The sequence below is a fragment of the Thalassobacillus hwangdonensis genome, from assembly GCF_042675915.1.
In the GTDB taxonomy this organism is placed as follows: Bacteria; Bacillota; Bacilli; order Bacillales; family Halobacillaceae; genus Thalassobacillus_A; species Thalassobacillus_A hwangdonensis.
This window is the reverse complement of the sequence record NZ_JBHTKL010000001.1, coordinates 141687-158029: the sequence shown is the minus strand read 5'-3', so window position 1 is coordinate 158029 and position 16343 is coordinate 141687. Positions and strand designations below refer to the sequence as shown.

Below are 16343 nucleotides of genomic sequence, written 5' to 3'. Positions count from 1 at the left end.
AATGGACATTACCCAAAAGTTGAAAAGAATTTTCCCCTCGATTGTACAAATGGATGATGGGGTACAAACAGTACAACACCAGGAGTATCATACCTTTCTCACCCCAGATGGACAGCAGATCGGCATTCCCAAAAGCGATTTGACCGAGAAAGATATTGAGTTATTGGAAGCTTTTCTCTCTCCTGCTAATAAGGAGAATTGCCAGATGACACCCGGAGAAAAGGAATGGTTCAATCGAATTCAGGATCCAGACTATGAAGCAGAGCGACTACCTGATATTTCTGCCTACCGATTTGTTTTTTTCAAGGTCTCTGACACCAATTTCGATAAGGACTCTTTCAACGAAGCTATTCAGGGACTTTTCCCGAAAACAATGCCATTGTTGTGGACAGACACCAATTCCGGAGTAATCATAGAGGAGTTAGTGGATGCAACTGACGAACCGATTCCATATGACCAGATCATTGACGTATTGATCAGTGACTTCTACGTCAACCTGACCTTATTCGTAGGGAAGTTCCATTCAGACGTTTCAAAAGCCTACCACCATTATCAGTGGGCTGAAGAATGGTATGGAATTACTTCACGTCACTTAAAGAAACCGGTAGCTACGTTTACGGATACAATTCCTTACCTTTATCTGGAGCGGTTAAATGAAGATGACGCACTTAGAATCCGATCAGCTGTGCTGGCAGAAGTCGAAGATGACCTTGAATTACTAGAAACGATCAAAGTATTTCTAGAGTGCAATTCCAATGCGACACTTGCTGCTAAGCAGCTGTTCATGCATCGCAACAGCCTCCAATATCGAGTAGATAAATTCATCGAGAAAACCGGTATCGACGTTAAACAGTTCAAAGGAGCACTTATTGCTTATTTAGCATTGCAACAACATAATTGATCTGTTGGACGGACTGCACAAAAGGATTCGCGATCTTTGTGCAGTCCGTCCACTTACATCTCCCAGGAAATTCGACTACACTAAAGTTAGTAAATAAAACGCTTACAAAACTGGGAGGAACGTAGAATGGCTGAATTGAAATTACAACATATCGATAAAGTGTATGACAAAAATGTAAAAGCGGTAGATGATTTTAACTTACATATCCAGGATAAAGAATTCATCGTATTCGTAGGACCATCAGGCTGTGGAAAGTCTACAACATTAAGGATGATTGCTGGGCTTGAGGAGATTACAGGCGGAGATTTCTCGATCGATGGAAAACGAATGAATGATGTTGCTCCGAAGGATCGTGACATTGCGATGGTTTTCCAGAACTATGCGCTCTATCCTCACATGAATGTGTACGATAACATGGCATTCGGGCTGAAACTTCGTAAAATGGACAAAAAAGAAATCGATCGTCGTGTGCAGGATGCAGCAAGGATTCTTGGGCTGGAAGCACTTCTTGATCGTAAACCGAAAGCACTTTCCGGTGGTCAGCGTCAGCGTGTTGCACTTGGACGTGCGATTGTTCGTGACGCAAAAGTATTCCTCATGGATGAACCACTATCCAACCTTGATGCGAAGCTTCGTGTCCAAATGCGTGCAGAAATCCAGAAGCTTCACCAGCGTCTACAAACGACAACCATTTATGTGACACACGATCAGACAGAAGCGATGACGATGGCTACCCGTCTTGTAGTCATGAAGGATGGTGTCATCCAGCAGGTTGGCGCACCGAAAGAAGTGTATGACAAGCCTGAAAACGTGTTCGTTGGCGGATTCATAGGCTCCCCTGCAATGAACTTCCTTACTGGTACGTTAACAGACGGATATTTGGAGATGGGAGACTTGAAGGTCAAGGTTCCTGAAGGGAAAATGAAAGTATTGCGTCAGCAGGAATATATCGGAAAAGAAGTGATCCTTGGTATCCGACCTGAAGATCTTCATGATGAGCCTGTTTTCATCGATGCAAACCCTGAATCTAAAGTTACTGCGCTAATCGAGGTAGCAGAGTTGATGGGTTCAGAGTCATACCTCTACTCTAAACTTAATGATCAGGATTTCATCGCTCGAGTGGATTCCCGTTCGGACATTAAAGGCGGAGAACAGATCGAACTTGCACTGGATATGCATAAAGCACATTTCTTCGATAAAGATTCAGAAGAGCGAATCCATTAATTGAATGACTAAAGGATGTCTCCAGCTTCTCGGGGCATCCTTTTTTTATTGCACGTCTTCTAAAGCAACTAATGAAGCAGCATCACATTTCGCACATTGCAAATAGTGGACACATGTCTCTTCAATGGAAGATTTCATATCTCCGTCAACAAATACGGTAAGGTTCAAGTCCAAATATGGACTGTACTCATCTAAATAATCGACTGCTCGTCCATAATCGACCATCTCTCCCCCACATGCTTCGCAAACTTCCATCAGCTGATCAAATCCATTGCATACAGGGCACATATCCATTTCTGTACTCCTCTCTAATTAAAAAAGGGAGGAGAAACGGACTTCCTCCGTTTCTCCTCTTGCCATCATTATTTTTGTTGTCCGCCGAATTGTTGTTCAGCCATTTGTACAAGACGCTTAGTGATTTCTCCACCTACAGAACCGTTAGCGCGAGAAGTAGAGTCAGGACCAAGCTGTACTCCGAATTCTTGAGCGATCTCGTATTTCATTTGATCAAGTGCTTGTTGTACACCAGGTACAACCAATTGGTTTGAATTGTTTTGAGCCATGTTTTTCACCTCCTGTGTAATTGTAGTTTGACCTTTTACACAGGAAGTATCACAAATTTAAAATGGTAATTTTGTGAAAATTTATTGAGGATTATTTTGCATTCGGGCTGGTCATCTCTTCAGGGTTCACATATGCATCAAACTGCTCTCCCGTAAGGATTCCGAGCTCTACTGCCGTCTCTTTCAGTGTTTGATTCTTTTCAAAAGCGGTTTTAGCGATTTTGGCAGCATTCTCATATCCGATATGAGGGTTCAATGCCGTTACGAGCATCAATGAATCATTCAAATATTGATCGATTCGATCCTTGTCAGGCTCCATGCCGCTTACACAACGTTCATCGAATGAAATCATGCTATCTGCCATCAACTGTGCCGATTGAAGGAAGTTATAAGCAATAACTGGTTTGAATACATTCAATTCGAAGTTCCCTTGACTGGCAGCAAATCCGATTGTTGCATCATTTCCCATGACTTGTGCCACAACCATTGTAACTGCTTCGCTTTGAGTAGGGTTTACTTTTCCTGGCATGATTGAGCTTCCAGGCTCGTTCGCTGGAATCGTAATTTCACCGATACCACATCGAGGGCCACTAGCTAGCCATCGCACATCATTTGCGATCTTCATGACATCGGCTGCGAGCGCTTTGATTGCTCCATGCGCATGCACAAGCTCATCATGTGAAGTCAATGCATGAAATTTGTTCGGTGCAGATATGAACGCATTCCCTGTTTCTTCGTTGATTTTTTCGACAACCGCTTCAGAAAAATCAGGATGTGCATTCAAGCCCGTACCGACTGCTGTTCCTCCGATTGCCAATTCTTTAATATAAGGGATGCTGTTCACAAGCATGCTTTCTGTTTTTTCAAGCATACGATGCCACCCACTGATTTCCTGACCAAGTGTCAGCGGTGTTGCATCCTGCAGATGGGTACGACCGATTTTTACGATATCATGAAACGCTTCCATCTTTTCTTTCAATGTATTTTTCAATTGTGTCAACGCTGGAAGAAGCACATCTTCCATTTTCAATACTGCTGCAATGTGCATAGCAGTTGGATAAGTATCATTGGAGCTTTGTGATTTATTGACATCATCATTCGGATGAAGCTTCAGTTCGCTCCCTTGTTCTTTCAGCCATTGATTTCCTACATAAGCAATGACTTCGTTCACGTTCATATTCGACTGTGTACCGCTACCTGTCTGCCACACCACAAGTGGAAAGTGTTCCTCCAGCTTGCCTTCGACAATTTGATCAGCAGCATAGCCGATTGCAGCTGCTTTCTCTTTTTCCAAGAGTCCAAGGTCACTATTCGCTCTTGCTGCACTTTTCTTTAGAATGGCAAAGCCATGGATGACTTCAACCGGCATTTTCTCGTCACCGATCGGGAAGTTTTGTTTACTGCGTTGTGTCTGTGCTGCCCAATACTTTTCAGCGGGTACTTTTATTTCACCTAGTGTATCTTTTTCAATACGATAATCCATGAATCATGGTCCTCCCTTGCTTTTATGAAAATGCTTTCCTACCCTATTGTAACAAATTTCGCATCTGCCTATCACCTTTCTTCTTCAGCCTCCAAAAATTTTTTAGCAAAAAATAAAAACCTATGATTGGTGTCGATTCAAGCAGAAAATTAAAGAAAAGCTCTCATAAATTCGACATTATGAAACTTTCTGACTATTTACACTATTCAGATTATAGATTATGATAGGTTCAACATAAAGAAAGGAGGCAGGAAGCAGACTACAATTACATAAGGAGGGATGAGTAGATAAACTGTAGATGTTTCTCGCTTGATCTTTTCGAAAGGTGTACGAACGATAGTGGAAAGGAGCCTGATTGAGGGCTCCTTTTTTAGTGTCAGGCATTCCCAAACATGTCTGCAATTCATTATAATACATATAGGTAGTATGAAAGGAGGATGGCGATGCCGAATATTTGGACCCATATGCTTTTCACCGAGGAAATACTGGCTTCTTTAGAGCCCTTGCCTTATGAACAGCATTTGAACGTCGTACGTCTTGGAGCACAGGGACCGGACCCGTTTTTTTACCATCGATTTTGGCCGTTTTTGAAAAGCAAAGGTGTGGAAAAAGTGGGGAATCGCCTACATACAGAAGATTGCGGAGATTTCCTCGTCAGCCTGATCACTGAAGCGAAAGATAGCTCATTATTGATCCAAAGTTATATTTTAGGCTTTATCACCCATCATCTGCTGGACAGGAATGCTCACCCTTATATCCATTATCGAGCAGGTTATGAAGGAGCAAATCATCAAAGGCTGGAAGTAATCATTGATACACTTGTCATGAAGCAAAAGAAAAACCTGAAAACATGGGAGAACAAAGTCCATGAAAGGATCGACGTCGGTCAGCGGCTCGACCCGGATCTGCGCGTTCTTTTAAAGCGGGTCATCAACAAGCATTACCCGGGATTGACAGATGACCTGCCAAACACATTCGTCCAGGAATCTTACAGAGACATGAAGCTTGCTCTCAAGATTTTACATGATCCTTCAGGTTGGAAAAATAAACTGCTAGGCGATATGGTTTCCCCATATTCCCACCGGCCGGTAGAAGACAATATGGATTATCTTAATGAAAGCCGGAAGCGATGGAAACATCCTGCAACTGGAGAAGATCACGAAGCATCGTTTATGGAACTTTACGAGCGAGGGATCGAGGAAGGGATCAGCCTCTTACCACTCGTACATGAGTATTGGAACAGTGAAAATCGAGCACTGTTGGATGAAGTGAAAGTTAGGATCGGCAATATTTCTTACGATACAGGATTGCACCTTGAGCAAGGATTAGAAAATAAATACAGCGAACCAATCGTTTAATTAGAAAAACTCGGTTTATCGACAAGTACTTATGGCGAAAGCCTTAGGAATTTCTTATACTTTATTCCTTTAATAAAATTAACCTTTCTTAAAGTGCAAAAAAGAGGCTGGGACAAAACAATTTATCCACGGTCCAAAGACGAACATTTTAGTGTATTCTCTGAACTCGCTAATGATCTCCATGCAAGACTCCGCTTTCCGCGGGTAGCCCGTGAGCCTCCTCGGTCGTACCTCCCTGTGGGGTCTCACATTAGCTACTCTTCCCGCAGGAGTCTACGTCTTGCACTCCAATCAACCGCTGGAAAGAGCTAGAACTAAATAAAAAATTCGAACTAAAAAACCGAACTATTTGGCAATAACAAGCCAATTCAGTTCGGTTTTTATATACACTAAAACACTTTTGTCCCAGCCTCTTTTTCTTTATGTCGTATGAATATCGATGACATCTTCCTCGTTCGTCTGCTGCCTCGCTTCCTCTTCCCCTTTCGTAACATTCACTTTTTGCAAGAGGATGAACCCTACTATAAAAAATATGATCAAAGAGAAAATTCCATAACGGCTGGAACCAGTCAATTGCCCTACGATTCCGAAGACGAAAGGACCGAAGATTGCTGCAAACTTTGATGAAATCCCATAAAATCCATAAAACTCTGCATGACGATCATCAGGTACCATCCTTCCGAAAATCGAACGGCTCAAGGACTGCGCACCACCTTGGACGAACCCTACGCATAACGCCAACAGATAGAAATGCAACGATGAGGTCATAAAATATCCCAAAGTAACGATCATCATATAGATGATTAATGTTATACTCAATGTTTTCTTCGGTGTGATCTTTCCGGCCAGCCAACCGAAGAAGAAGGTACAAGGAATTCCTACAAACTGGGTAATTAGCAATGCAGCAATCAAATCGTTGCTATCGATGCCGATTTCCCTTCCATAAATCGTAGCCATTTTGATGATCGTTGAAATCCCATCATTGAACAGCCAGAAAGCGATCAGGAACAATAATAATTGCTTGTATTGCTTTATTTCTTTGAAGGTACTTCCCACCCGTTGGAATCCGATGGACATGTACGAACGATCCCGTTTTGGCTGTACCTTTTTTTCTTCTACGATATTTTTGAAGAGCGGGATGGAAAAGACCAGCCACCAAACCCCTACCGTAACGAACGCAGCCTGAGTAGCGACGAGCGTATTAGGGAACCCGAACAACCCCGGTTTCATGATCATTAACAGATTGACTGCCAATAGGAGACCCCCACCAATGTAACCAAACGCAAATCCCCAGGCAGACACTTTATCAATCGATTTTTTATCAGCCACTTCCGGTAAAAACGCATCATAGAATACATTTCCGCCTGAGAAGCCGATTGTACCTACAATCATGAGAATCGATGCCAGCAGGTAATCTCCTTCTCCAACAAATGCCATCAGAACGCTGGCGATTACCCCCATGAATGCAAAGAACATCAGGAACTTCTTCTTGGCAGCTGAGTAATCACTGATTGCTCCAAGAATCGGTGATAATATCGCTACGATGAGTACAGCAATGGATTGGGAATACCCCCAGTAACTAGTAGCAAGGGATTCCTCAAGGCCTGAGGCTGCTACATCATAATAAAAGATCGGCAGCACGGCGGCCATCATCGTCGTTGCAAACGCAGAGTTACCAAAATCATAAAATACCCAGCTCAAAACCGGTTTCTTTTTCATCGTTTTCCCCCAATTTCACAATGACATCCTATATACTAAGCATAGCAAACCTTTGAAAATTTTGGTGGATATTTTCAGAATCTTAATACTTTTCATTATCATCCAGTTTGAAAGGAGCGCGTTTACTATGAAGATTGCGATATTCGGTGCAACAGGAAGAGTGGGGTCAAAAGTGCTGGAAATGGTTGTCCATGAAGGGTGGGAAGTCCACGCTCTGATAAGGGATCGGTCTCGTACCCCATTCGATTCCGAAGCAGTCCAATGGTACATAGGCGATGCTACTTCGCCTGAACTTGTGGATCAGGTAATAAAGGGGTGTGACCTCGTTTTCAGTGGATTGAATACAGATAAAACCGATACGCTCTCACAGGCTATACCCTTGATTATCCATTCCATGCAAAAGCACCAGATCAGCAGAATCGTCACGATCGGTACAGCCGGCATCCTGGATAGCCGTTATGAGGAAGGTAAATACAGGTTTCAAACTTCGGAATCCAAAAGAAAATCAACTTTTGCAGCGGAAGAACATTTAACCGTGTACCAGACATTGAAGAACACAGATCTGCGCTGGACCATCATCTGTCCAACCTACCTGCCGGATGGTGAGGAGCAAGGAAATGTGAGACATGAAATGAACGTACTTCCTGAAGAAGGGAAGAAAATTACTGTCGGCGATACCGCACGTTTTGCCTTCCATACGTTATTATATGACCAATTCGTCCATAATAGAGTTGGAATCTGCTATTAATTGGTGATTCTCCAAAAATAAAGAGAGCCTGTGAAAGGCTCTCTTTAAATTATGGATATAGCCCGAAGAATTCTTCAAGCGTAGCTTCCTGTGTATGAATTTCGGTAGCAGATTCTTTCCCTACATAGCGTAAGTGCCATGGTTCATATTCATAGCCTGTAATTTCTGTTTTCCCTTTTGGATAACGGATGACAAAACCATATTCATGTGCATGGTTTGCTAGCCATTCACCCTCTGCAGTTTCAATAAAATCCTGTTCAAGTTTGAAAGCCATCTGCGCAGAAGTGACATCCATGGCTAGACCTGTCTGGTGTTCACTCGTACCAGGTTTAGCAGAAAATTTATTGGCATGCTCTTCCCCATTTGCTTTAACATTATTTTCATAGATTGTCTTTTGGCGGTCGTAGGAACGATAACCTGAAGCGGCCACCAATTCAATACCATCCTTCTTTGCACCAGCAAATAATCTTTCGAGCGCTCCTGCAGCTTCTTTTCTCATCTGTTTCTTAGGAAGGAACTCATTAAAGTAGAATGGTACATCCGGTACAACCAAATCTTTCGGTTCATATCCCTCCGGAAGCTTACGCTGCTTGTTTACTACAAGCTGTGTACTGTTCGGATCTTCGATTATAATCAATCCATCACTATCTTTTTTCGGTTCAGATTCTTTTTCTTCTTGTTTGTCTGTACTCTCTTGTTGATCGTCGCTTGGAGTCTCCTGTTCTTCTTTCGAATCTTCAGGCTTTTCTTCTTTATCAGAAGCATCCTCTCCATCAGATTTCTCATCGATTTCTGATGCATCCTTCTGTTCAACTTCCTTTTCACTCTTTGGCGTCTCTTCTGCCGTATGTGTTTGTTCAGAGCTATCGAGAAAATCGATATTGCTGCAACCTGTAACGAAAAGAAAAGCAGCAGTCATGGCAACGAATGCGAAAAAACGCATCTCATCGTATCCTTTCCTGTGGCAATTCCACTATCTGCTACATGCTAACACATCACATGAGCGCTGGTAAACGGAATTTCGACCTATCATGAAGCACTTTTGTTCCGCAAACCGGAAATCGATGCATTCGTTTTCGTAATGACATCCGTCAATCCTGATTGTTCCATTGTCTGGTTCTCGATCATATTCTGCAATTCCATCATCGTCGCTGAAGTCTCTTCAATGACAGATGCCAACTCATTGACAGCCTGATCGATGGATGTTGATGAGGAACGGATATCTTGTGCCTGTGACTCAAACTCATTCATCATTTTGATGAAGTCATCCAACTGGTTTGTAATACGTTCAAATGCCTCCGATGTATCGTCCGTCATCAGCAAACTATCCGTCAATTTGCTTTCGTTCTTTTTCACATGCTCTTCCGTTGTGACTGCTCGCTGTGCAACAGATGTCAAATTGTCATTGATCTGATCCGCTGTCCTACTGGATATTTCTGCGAGTTTCCTCACTTCATCTGCAACTACTGCAAACCCTTTACCGGCATCCCCTGCTCTTGCTGCTTCAATACTGGCATTCAGTGCAAGCAGGTTAGTCTGTTCTGCAATATCACTGATTTGCTTCGTGAAGGTAGTGCTTTGCTTGATTCCTTCCGTAAGGTGTTCGATATTTTGACGCATTTGCTGGAATGAATCCTTGAAACCATGCATCGTTTCTTTCAATTCAGCAAGGTTCACAGCCCCAGTATCCGCAGAACCTTTCACACTTTCACCTGATTCAATCATCTTCTCAATTGCATCAACCATGTTATGAAGGCGGTCATTCGCTTTATCCGTAGCTAACGTGATGTCACTGACAGTAGTAGACTGATCCTGAGCTGCCGATGCTACCTCCTGGAAGGATAGGTTCATCTGATTCATTACATCCATGTTCCTTTTACTCGTTGTATCGATTGCTGACATACTCTCGTGTATCTGTGCAGCTACATGCTGTATTTTTGAAGTACGGCTTTCACTGTCACTCATCAAGACTTCATTTTGATCTAGATTTGACTGCACATCCCCTAACAACCTCTGAGTCAATTTCACTTGTATAAAAAGCACCATGAATACAAGGCTGAAGAAGACGACGGAGATGGCAGTCGCCCTGACATCAAACCCCAGCATCTCCCCTTTAGTGATTACAAAGTAACCGAGAAGCGCCAAGCCCATCAGACCACTTGTCGTCAAAACAGTCAAGGACAAGGATACCGCACCTACACCTAGAATATAAAAAGTGAAAAGCATGTTCGTGACATAGTCCGAGCTAATTACGATGACAAGACCAATCACACTCGTACTCGTTACAGCAAGGTATGGTATAAGAGATAACAGCACTTTCTTTTTATGTAACATGAACATTACCGTAACCGCCAGCCCGCCACCAGCACCTATCATCAGTTTATTGATCATTGGGGCTCCTACTGCAATTTCTGCAACTAAGCCAAGCAGGACTGAAAAAAACAACACCTTGATCAACACACCATTCTGTTTGTCCAGAATCTTCTTCTTAATACTTTTACTTTCCATGTTCATCCCCCGATAATTGTTGATATGTATTTAACCTATATAACAAATGTACCATATTCATCTGCATAATTTGTGCTATTATACAAAATTTGACATGAAATGACATGAAAAAGCCGACTTGTGCATTAACCGGGTGACAGTTCACCCGGTGCTGCAAAAGCCGACTTATATAATGTTCTATTCCTCAGCGATTAAAGGAACGGTAGGTTTCACTCAGTTCATTGAAACGTTCACGGTCATTGGATTCAATCGCTTTGTTCACTAATTCATCATACTTTTTCTTATTGAATTCATAGCACATTTCATCCAGAAATAACCGAGATGCCAATTTGATTCCGAAAGATAACTCCCTTTTAGCAACAATCTCTCTTTTTCTGAAAACAGGGCTTCGACGCAGTCTGTAATTTATTTTCTGTTTTTTCATGACGCTTCCCCCTTCATGCTTTTTTCTATTATGCATAATTTCATTGCCCTTTGCAATAATATTCTGAATATTTACTTACTTTATGCCCGTATTTATGTAAATATAAACCTGGAAACTATATCCTTATTGATTTTAAAAGCTAAATTAACTAGAAAAATAGGGACCACACGATTGCGTGGCCCCTATTTTGGGAGAGAGTTATATAGTAACGCTGCATGATGCAGCATCCACTAAATTATTTGTCGTTCCCTTTTCCTTTATCATGACCTTTACCTTTTTCGTGGCCTTTTCCTTTATGACCAGCTTCAGCTTTCTTTTCTGCAGCTTTTTCTTTCGCAGCCTTCGCTTTCTCTTTTGCTGCTTTTTTAGATTCTTTTGCTTCTTTTTTAGCTTCTTTTGCTACAGCTGGAATACTGGATTGTTCTTCTTTTACTTCATCATCTGATTCTTCTGCTTGAACTTCCTCTACATCTTCAACCTCGTCAGTAACTTCGTCATCTGTTTGTTCACTTTCATCCTCTTGAACAGGTTCCTCAACTGGTTCTTCAGTAGGCTCTTCTTCATTTTCTGTCGGTTCTTCACCTTCGCTCAAGGCTGAAAGTCTCTCTTTAAGTGCAGAAATATCACCATATTTCGCTTCAAGTCTTACAAGTGACTTTTCGATGTTACGCTCCAACGCTGCTTGCGCGCGAGGATTGGTCACTTTCATAGAAGCCAGTTTCAAAGAAATAACGTTCTGACCGATCATTTTTTCTACTTCAGCTTCCGCCTGATCTTCTTCAGTCACTTCTTCCTCAGTTACTTCTTCTTCCTCATCTGATTCTTCAGACTCTTCTGCTTCATCTTCATTCTCTTCATCTTCAGAAGATTGGTCAGTATCATCTACTTCCGTGGAATCTTCTTCGTTCTCATCAGATTCCTCTCCTTCTTCGTCATCGCTTACCATTTCTTCTGCATTACGCATCAGCTCTGCAGCTTTTTCGAGAAGCTCTCCCGCTTCTTCCTCTTTTCCTTCATCCAATAACTGTTCTGCTTTAGCAATCTGTTCTTCAGCATATTGCGCAAACAGTTTAGCCTTGTCCACTTCATCGTGATCCAATGCAAATTGAAGCTGACTCACCATCGTATTAAGAAAATCGAATAAGTTCCCTTCAAGGTTCGGTGAATCAGTCGCAATTGCAACATCACTTTCTTGTGTAACGTTCTCGGATGAATCCAAATCAACCTTTGTCGTACCTTCTTCGGCATAGGCTGATAATGGTGCTGCGGACAGTGATAATGTTAGTGCTGCAGCTGAGAGTACATTGATTGCTTTTTTCTTCTTCATCTTTTGACACCCCTTTTTATGTAGTCAGTACAACATACGTCATTAATTTTCCTCTTAAGGGGGTATTTATATAATTTTCGCAAAATTGGCAGTGATGCATAAACTGACCAATGAAAGGATGGTGCATGCATGACGTTTTCTCCGTTTAAGGTCTACACACAATTCCGCCGACCCGTGCAACCTTGTACACCAGTTGCGGAACGAAAATATACGCTGACTCATTCGGATACTACCGGAGATCTATTCCTGACAGTAGCTTTTGAAATTGCAGAAGATCAACTGAATGAACTTAGGGATGAGGTAATTGGCGAATGGAGAACGGATCACTGTAACCTTAATTTCTACGGCAAGGTATTTGTTGGAGACGAACGTTGGCCTGAAGCATGGCAAAAGTTGCGTTATCAGATTTTCGTTAAAGAACTGCCTACCGCTCTGAAGGCGATTTTTTATGGGGAGCGTTGGCTTATCGAACAGGAACCTTGTCTCCTTGAAGTCCCAGTCTACGTGGAGTTCCAAAGTAACTTTTCCAGCTTCAATGGAGTGATGTATATGGGGCTGGTATCTGATTATTATGTAGCAGAGTAGAACAACTTCAAAAGCATAAGCACCTTGGTCACCTCTGACAAGCTAAGGTTTTCCACAACGTGAATTCTATATATTCCTAGACCATAAAAAAAAGCGCCCCCATAGGAGCGCTTTCCGCTTTTTAGCCTTGGCCTTTCAGGATCATATCTGTCACTTGGACAGTACGCTTTGCCTGATGACGAACTGCACCCTCTACATCTTCCTTCATATTACCGTCCTGGTCGACGCTGACACTCGTTCCGTATGGATTTCCTCCACCTGCAAAGATGGAATCATCTGTGTAACCTGGTGATGCAATGATAGCACCCCAGTGGAACATCGTCGTATATAAGTTAAGAATTGTAGCTTCCTGTCCGCCATGCGGATTCTGTGCGGAAGTCATAGCACTTACAACTTTGTTCACTAATTTACCTTGGAACCATAGACCGCCTGCCATATCGAAGAATTGTTTCGCTTGTGCAGGGACGTTTCCGAAACGGGTCGGAACACTGAAAATGTATCCGTCAGCCCAATCAAGATCGTCGATTTTCGCTTCAGGAACATCTTTAGTTTCTTCGTAATGTTCCTTCCATGCAGGGTTTTGTTCGATTGCAGACATTGGTGCAGTTTCAGGGATCTTAAGCAGCTTTACTTCTGCTCCTGCTTCCTTTGCTGCAGCTTCTGCCCATTGTGCCATTTTGTAGTTAGTACCTGTGGAGCTGTAATAAAAAATTGCTAACTTTGCCATTTTCCATCTCTCCTTTTTCATACTTATTGTTGTCTGCATTTGCAGACGTTATGCTCGTGAATACATTTTAACTATATACCCGTTTACTTTTTATTTCAAACTAAAGACTCTCAAATTCGAGATTTATTTTTAAAAAATTTCCCTTATATACTATTCAGGAGATGACGACTTTATTTTATTAAACTTAGGGCAGTGGAGAAATAACTCGCTTTCCTGTGGGAACTCATAATTTCTCCACCACCCTTCTAAAATATGTGAACACCTTCATAAAAAATGACAGCAAGGAGCAATTAATTGCAAAATTACCCTTCAATTAGTTGTCCTTTTTCTAAAAAAAATAGCTGGTCTCCTAGCTTTTCTGCTTCTTTTCGGTCGTGGGTCACTAGGATCATTGGGATGTTCCATTCTTTTTTCAGACGGAGGATTTCTTCATGGCATTGCTGTCGATTCTTTTCATCAAGGGAAGCGAATGGTTCATCCATCAGCAGCGCATCGGGCTTGGATGCCAAGGCTCTTGCCAACGCGACACGTTGTTTTTCCCCTCCTGAAATTGTTGAGGGATACTCTTGTAAGAGATGGTTGATTCCCAGTGTCTCCAGTATTCCTCTCAACTGCTGGAGATCTTCCTCTTTTTTAATCCCATATCGAAGGTTTTTCTCGACTGTCATATGAGGGAACAGCGCATAATCCTGAAACACATACCCTACATTCCTTTTCTGTGTTTTTACATTCGATTTATTCTGTTTGTATAATGCCCGCTCATTGAGGATGATCTCCCCTCGATCAGGAGAGGTTAATCCTGCAATCATATGTAAAAGGGTCGTTTTTCCTGCACCTGATTCACCGAATAGTACAGCCAGTCCATCATTTACGTCAAAGTTCACTTTCATTTGAAAATACTTCAGTTCCTTTTCGATATGTACATGCAGCATACGACGTCACCTCTTTCCTGAAGAGCCATTCAGCCAGGATTTTTTATTCCACCGGTTCAACCAATATATTGTGAAGAAACCGATTACACTCATTAACACAACCCAAATCAGCGCTTGTCGTTCTTGCCCTGATTCAACAGCAAAGTAGATGGCAATCGGAAGTGTATCAGTCACTCCAGGAATGTAGCCTGCAATCATCAAGGTAGCTCCAAACTCTCCCAGACCACGAGCAAAGGAAAGGACGAGGCCGGCAATCAATCCTGGCCATGCCAGAGGGAATGAAATCGTCCAAAACACTTTCCATCTGCTTGCCCCCATCGTGTAAGCAGCATGTTCAAGGTTCGGGTCATATTTAGAAAATCCAGCTACTGCACTTTGGTACATCAATGGAAAAGATACAACAAATGCAGCAATCACAGCTGCATACCATGTGAAAATCACCTGGAAATCGAACCAATTCAATAACAGACTGCCAATCCAACCGTTCTTCCCGAATAAAAATAACAATCCGAATCCAACTACTGTCGGTGGAAGGACCAAAGGCAAGAGGAACAATGACTCCAGCACCTGTTTGCCGGGAAACTCCCTTCTCGAAATGATACGTGCGAGAAATACACCGATAATGAAAACCAGGATGGTCGAAATGACCGCGATGCGGATCGACAACCATAATGGAGATAAATTCATGACAACACCTTACCTAACTTCAAATCCATAGTCAGCCAAAATCTTTTTTGGTTTTTCTTTTTTCAGAAATTCCAAAAACGCCTTCGCTGCTGCATCTTTCTTGCTCGATGCTGTTATACCAGAAACATATTCAACAGGTGAATGTAGCGTCTCCGGAATGGTTTCAATCACATTTAGATCATCTAGTACCACTGCATCGCTTGCATAAATGATTCCAGCATCTACATTTCCTGAAGCAATGTATGCCGCAACTTGCCTTACATTTTTTGCATAAACCAGCTTTTTCTCAAGCTTGTGCCATTGTCCACTCTCAATAAGCGCTTCTTTCGCATATGCACCAGCAGGTACACTCTCCGGATCTCCAATAGAAACTTTGTCCAATATATCCAGCCGGGAGAACTCTGCTTCCACTTGTTGTGCTTTACTGGAGGCAAGGACCAGCCTTGTAGTAGCAAATGTCTGGATGGATGGAGCCTTCATAAGGGAATCCTGCTCGACATCCTCCATCCACCTTCTATTTGCAGATATGTACACATCAACTGGGGCACCTTGATGAATCTGTTGTGCCAAGGTGCCTGAGGAACCGAAATTGAAAACAAGCTCAAAATCGGTCTCCTTTTCAAACAACTCCCCTATCTCTTTCATTGCATCCCGCATGCTGGAGGCAGCGGAGATCTTTAATTCTTTCTCTTGTTCAGATGGTCCTGCTGCACATCCTGAAATCAACAGCAGTACCATTGAAAGCATCCCCATCATTCTCACTATTGCTCATCCTATTCCGTTTCGTCATAGGTTCATTATATCGGAGCAATAAAAAAACGCACAAGTAAGACTTGTGCGTATGTGAATACTATATGAATGTAAGCGTCACATCACTAGATCGTAGTATGGAGGATATGTCCAATAGGAATCGGTCCATCCGCGCTGGACTGCCAATTCATCAAAAGTTTTAGCCTGGCTGTTAAAATAATGGATAAGTGCTTGTTCAGTTGTCTGGGAATCGGGATTATAGGATAACAAGACCGGCTTCGAGAACTTCATTCCTTCGACAGACCCTTCAACCACAACGGTTTCCTGAATCATAAACTTATAACCCCCTTTAAAATAAGTACAGTATGAAATGAGTGCTTAGTAGGTGTTTACCCATGTCACAGAAA

Annotated in this window: 18 protein-coding genes; 5 read left to right on the top strand and 13 right to left on the bottom strand. The window is 42.3% G+C overall.

What is annotated here, in order from left to right; translation table 11 throughout:
- Position 1: 1 nt before the first annotated feature.
- Positions 2-901: a PucR family transcriptional regulator gene (locus ACFQ2J_RS00850; RefSeq protein WP_386055696.1), complete on the top strand. Its 900-nt coding sequence runs from the start codon at positions 2-4 to the stop codon at positions 899-901.
- A 126-nt stretch (positions 902-1027) separates the two neighbouring features.
- Positions 1028-2125 (top strand): ABC transporter ATP-binding protein, encoded by a 1098-nt coding sequence (locus ACFQ2J_RS00845; protein WP_386055694.1) that lies wholly within the window; start codon positions 1028-1030, stop codon positions 2123-2125.
- 45 nt (positions 2126-2170) lie between these two features.
- On the opposite strand, the gene ACFQ2J_RS00840 is transcribed toward ACFQ2J_RS00845, so the two are convergent.
- The 3 genes from ACFQ2J_RS00840 to fumC all read right to left on the bottom strand — a co-directional run bounded on the left by ACFQ2J_RS00840 (position 2171) and on the right by fumC (position 4171).
- A complete protein-coding gene (locus ACFQ2J_RS00840; protein WP_386055692.1) occupies positions 2171-2419 on the bottom strand; it encodes a hypothetical protein in 249 nt (82 codons plus the stop codon).
- Between the two features lie 68 nt (positions 2420-2487).
- Positions 2488-2688 carry a small, acid-soluble spore protein, alpha/beta type gene (locus ACFQ2J_RS00835; protein ID WP_386055691.1) on the bottom strand — a complete coding sequence of 67 codons (201 nt, stop codon included), beginning with the start codon at positions 2686-2688 and terminating at the stop codon, positions 2488-2490.
- 91 nt (positions 2689-2779) lie between these two features.
- The gene (gene fumC / locus ACFQ2J_RS00830) at positions 2780-4171 is read right to left on the bottom strand and encodes a class II fumarate hydratase (protein WP_386055689.1); all 1392 of its coding nucleotides are present in this window, start codon (positions 4169-4171) and stop codon (positions 2780-2782) included.
- 443 nt (positions 4172-4614) lie between these two features.
- Here fumC and ACFQ2J_RS00825 point away from each other — a divergent pair, with 443 nt between their 5' ends.
- A complete protein-coding gene (locus tag ACFQ2J_RS00825) occupies positions 4615-5529 on the top strand; it encodes a zinc dependent phospholipase C family protein (protein WP_386055687.1) in 915 nt (304 codons plus the stop codon).
- Between the two features lie 420 nt (positions 5530-5949).
- Here the strand turns inward: ACFQ2J_RS00825 and ACFQ2J_RS00820 are convergent, their stop codons facing one another.
- Positions 5950-7248, bottom strand: a complete 1299-nt coding sequence (locus ACFQ2J_RS00820; protein ID WP_386055686.1) for an MFS transporter — start codon at positions 7246-7248, stop codon at positions 5950-5952.
- Between the two features lie 127 nt (positions 7249-7375).
- Here ACFQ2J_RS00820 and ACFQ2J_RS00815 point away from each other — a divergent pair, with 127 nt between their 5' ends.
- Positions 7376-7996, top strand: coding sequence for an NAD(P)-dependent oxidoreductase (locus ACFQ2J_RS00815; protein WP_386055684.1), 621 nt, complete (start codon positions 7376-7378; stop codon positions 7994-7996).
- 49 nt (positions 7997-8045) lie between these two features.
- Here ACFQ2J_RS00815 and ACFQ2J_RS00810 read toward each other — a convergent pair whose 3' ends face one another.
- From ACFQ2J_RS00810 to ACFQ2J_RS00795, 4 genes are all read right to left on the bottom strand, one after another.
- Positions 8046-8939 carry a M15 family metallopeptidase gene (locus ACFQ2J_RS00810; RefSeq protein WP_386055683.1) on the bottom strand — a complete coding sequence of 298 codons (894 nt, stop codon included), beginning with the start codon at positions 8937-8939 and terminating at the stop codon, positions 8046-8048.
- Between the two features lie 86 nt (positions 8940-9025).
- Entirely contained in the window at positions 9026-10504 is a 1479-nt protein-coding gene (locus ACFQ2J_RS00805) for a methyl-accepting chemotaxis protein (RefSeq protein ID WP_386055681.1), read from the bottom strand.
- A gap of 184 nt (positions 10505-10688) precedes the next feature.
- Positions 10689-10928 (bottom strand): IDEAL domain-containing protein, encoded by a 240-nt coding sequence (locus ACFQ2J_RS00800; protein WP_386055680.1) that lies wholly within the window; start codon positions 10926-10928, stop codon positions 10689-10691.
- 235 nt (positions 10929-11163) lie between these two features.
- Positions 11164-12255, bottom strand: a complete 1092-nt coding sequence (locus ACFQ2J_RS00795; protein WP_386055678.1) for a hypothetical protein — start codon at positions 12253-12255, stop codon at positions 11164-11166.
- Between the two features lie 129 nt (positions 12256-12384).
- Between ACFQ2J_RS00795 and ACFQ2J_RS00790 the strand changes: the two genes are divergently transcribed.
- On the top strand, positions 12385-12840 hold the full coding sequence (locus ACFQ2J_RS00790; RefSeq protein ID WP_386055676.1) for a staygreen family protein: 456 nt from the start codon (positions 12385-12387) through the stop codon (positions 12838-12840).
- A 121-nt stretch (positions 12841-12961) separates the two neighbouring features.
- On the opposite strand, the gene wrbA is transcribed toward ACFQ2J_RS00790, so the two are convergent.
- The 5 genes from wrbA to ACFQ2J_RS00765 all read right to left on the bottom strand — a co-directional run bounded on the left by wrbA (position 12962) and on the right by ACFQ2J_RS00765 (position 16269).
- A complete protein-coding gene (gene wrbA, locus ACFQ2J_RS00785; RefSeq protein WP_386055674.1) occupies positions 12962-13567 on the bottom strand; it encodes an NAD(P)H:quinone oxidoreductase in 606 nt (201 codons plus the stop codon).
- 302 nt (positions 13568-13869) lie between these two features.
- A complete protein-coding gene (locus ACFQ2J_RS00780) occupies positions 13870-14499 on the bottom strand; it encodes an ATP-binding cassette domain-containing protein (protein ID WP_386055672.1) in 630 nt (209 codons plus the stop codon).
- A gap of 6 nt (positions 14500-14505) precedes the next feature.
- Positions 14506-15186, bottom strand: a complete 681-nt coding sequence (modB, locus tag ACFQ2J_RS00775) for a molybdate ABC transporter permease subunit (RefSeq protein ID WP_386055671.1) — start codon at positions 15184-15186, stop codon at positions 14506-14508.
- 9 nt (positions 15187-15195) lie between these two features.
- Positions 15196-15942, bottom strand: a complete 747-nt coding sequence (gene modA, locus ACFQ2J_RS00770) for a molybdate ABC transporter substrate-binding protein (RefSeq protein ID WP_386058281.1) — start codon at positions 15940-15942, stop codon at positions 15196-15198.
- A 111-nt stretch (positions 15943-16053) separates the two neighbouring features.
- On the bottom strand, positions 16054-16269 hold the full coding sequence (locus ACFQ2J_RS00765) for a hypothetical protein (protein ID WP_386055668.1): 216 nt from the start codon (positions 16267-16269) through the stop codon (positions 16054-16056).
- Between the last annotated feature and the right edge of the window lie 74 nt (positions 16270-16343).

What these genes read in the sequence shown, in the direction of transcription:
- ACFQ2J_RS00850 (WP_386055696.1), top strand. Translation starts at nt 2, where the DNA reads ATGGACATTACCCAAAAGTTGAAAAGAATTTTCCCCTCGATTGTACAA.
- ACFQ2J_RS00845 (WP_386055694.1), top strand. Translation starts at nt 1,028, where the DNA reads ATGGCTGAATTGAAATTACAACATATCGATAAAGTGTATGACAAAAAT.
- ACFQ2J_RS00840 (WP_386055692.1), bottom strand. Translation starts at nt 2,419, where the DNA reads ATGGATATGTGCCCTGTATGCAATGGATTTGATCAGCTGATGGAAGTT.
- ACFQ2J_RS00835 (WP_386055691.1), bottom strand. Translation starts at nt 2,688, where the DNA reads ATGGCTCAAAACAATTCAAACCAATTGGTTGTACCTGGTGTACAACAA.
- fumC (WP_386055689.1), bottom strand. Translation starts at nt 4,171, where the DNA reads ATGGATTATCGTATTGAAAAAGATACACTAGGTGAAATAAAAGTACCC.
- ACFQ2J_RS00825 (WP_386055687.1), top strand. Translation starts at nt 4,615, where the DNA reads ATGCCGAATATTTGGACCCATATGCTTTTCACCGAGGAAATACTGGCT.
- ACFQ2J_RS00820 (WP_386055686.1), bottom strand. Translation starts at nt 7,248, where the DNA reads ATGAAAAAGAAACCGGTTTTGAGCTGGGTATTTTATGATTTTGGTAAC.
- ACFQ2J_RS00815 (WP_386055684.1), top strand. Translation starts at nt 7,376, where the DNA reads ATGAAGATTGCGATATTCGGTGCAACAGGAAGAGTGGGGTCAAAAGTG.
- ACFQ2J_RS00810 (WP_386055683.1), bottom strand. Translation starts at nt 8,939, where the DNA reads ATGCGTTTTTTCGCATTCGTTGCCATGACTGCTGCTTTTCTTTTCGTT.
- ACFQ2J_RS00805 (WP_386055681.1), bottom strand. Translation starts at nt 10,504, where the DNA reads ATGGAAAGTAAAAGTATTAAGAAGAAGATTCTGGACAAACAGAATGGT.
- ACFQ2J_RS00800 (WP_386055680.1), bottom strand. Translation starts at nt 10,928, where the DNA reads ATGAAAAAACAGAAAATAAATTACAGACTGCGTCGAAGCCCTGTTTTC.
- ACFQ2J_RS00795 (WP_386055678.1), bottom strand. Translation starts at nt 12,255, where the DNA reads ATGAAGAAGAAAAAAGCAATCAATGTACTCTCAGCTGCAGCACTAACA.
- ACFQ2J_RS00790 (WP_386055676.1), top strand. Translation starts at nt 12,385, where the DNA reads ATGACGTTTTCTCCGTTTAAGGTCTACACACAATTCCGCCGACCCGTG.
- wrbA (WP_386055674.1), bottom strand. Translation starts at nt 13,567, where the DNA reads ATGGCAAAGTTAGCAATTTTTTATTACAGCTCCACAGGTACTAACTAC.
- ACFQ2J_RS00780 (WP_386055672.1), bottom strand. Translation starts at nt 14,499, where the DNA reads ATGCTGCATGTACATATCGAAAAGGAACTGAAGTATTTTCAAATGAAA.
- modB (WP_386055671.1), bottom strand. Translation starts at nt 15,186, where the DNA reads ATGAATTTATCTCCATTATGGTTGTCGATCCGCATCGCGGTCATTTCG.
- modA (WP_386058281.1), bottom strand. Translation starts at nt 15,942, where the DNA reads ATGATGGGGATGCTTTCAATGGTACTGCTGTTGATTTCAGGATGTGCA.
- ACFQ2J_RS00765 (WP_386055668.1), bottom strand. Translation starts at nt 16,269, where the DNA reads ATGATTCAGGAAACCGTTGTGGTTGAAGGGTCTGTCGAAGGAATGAAG.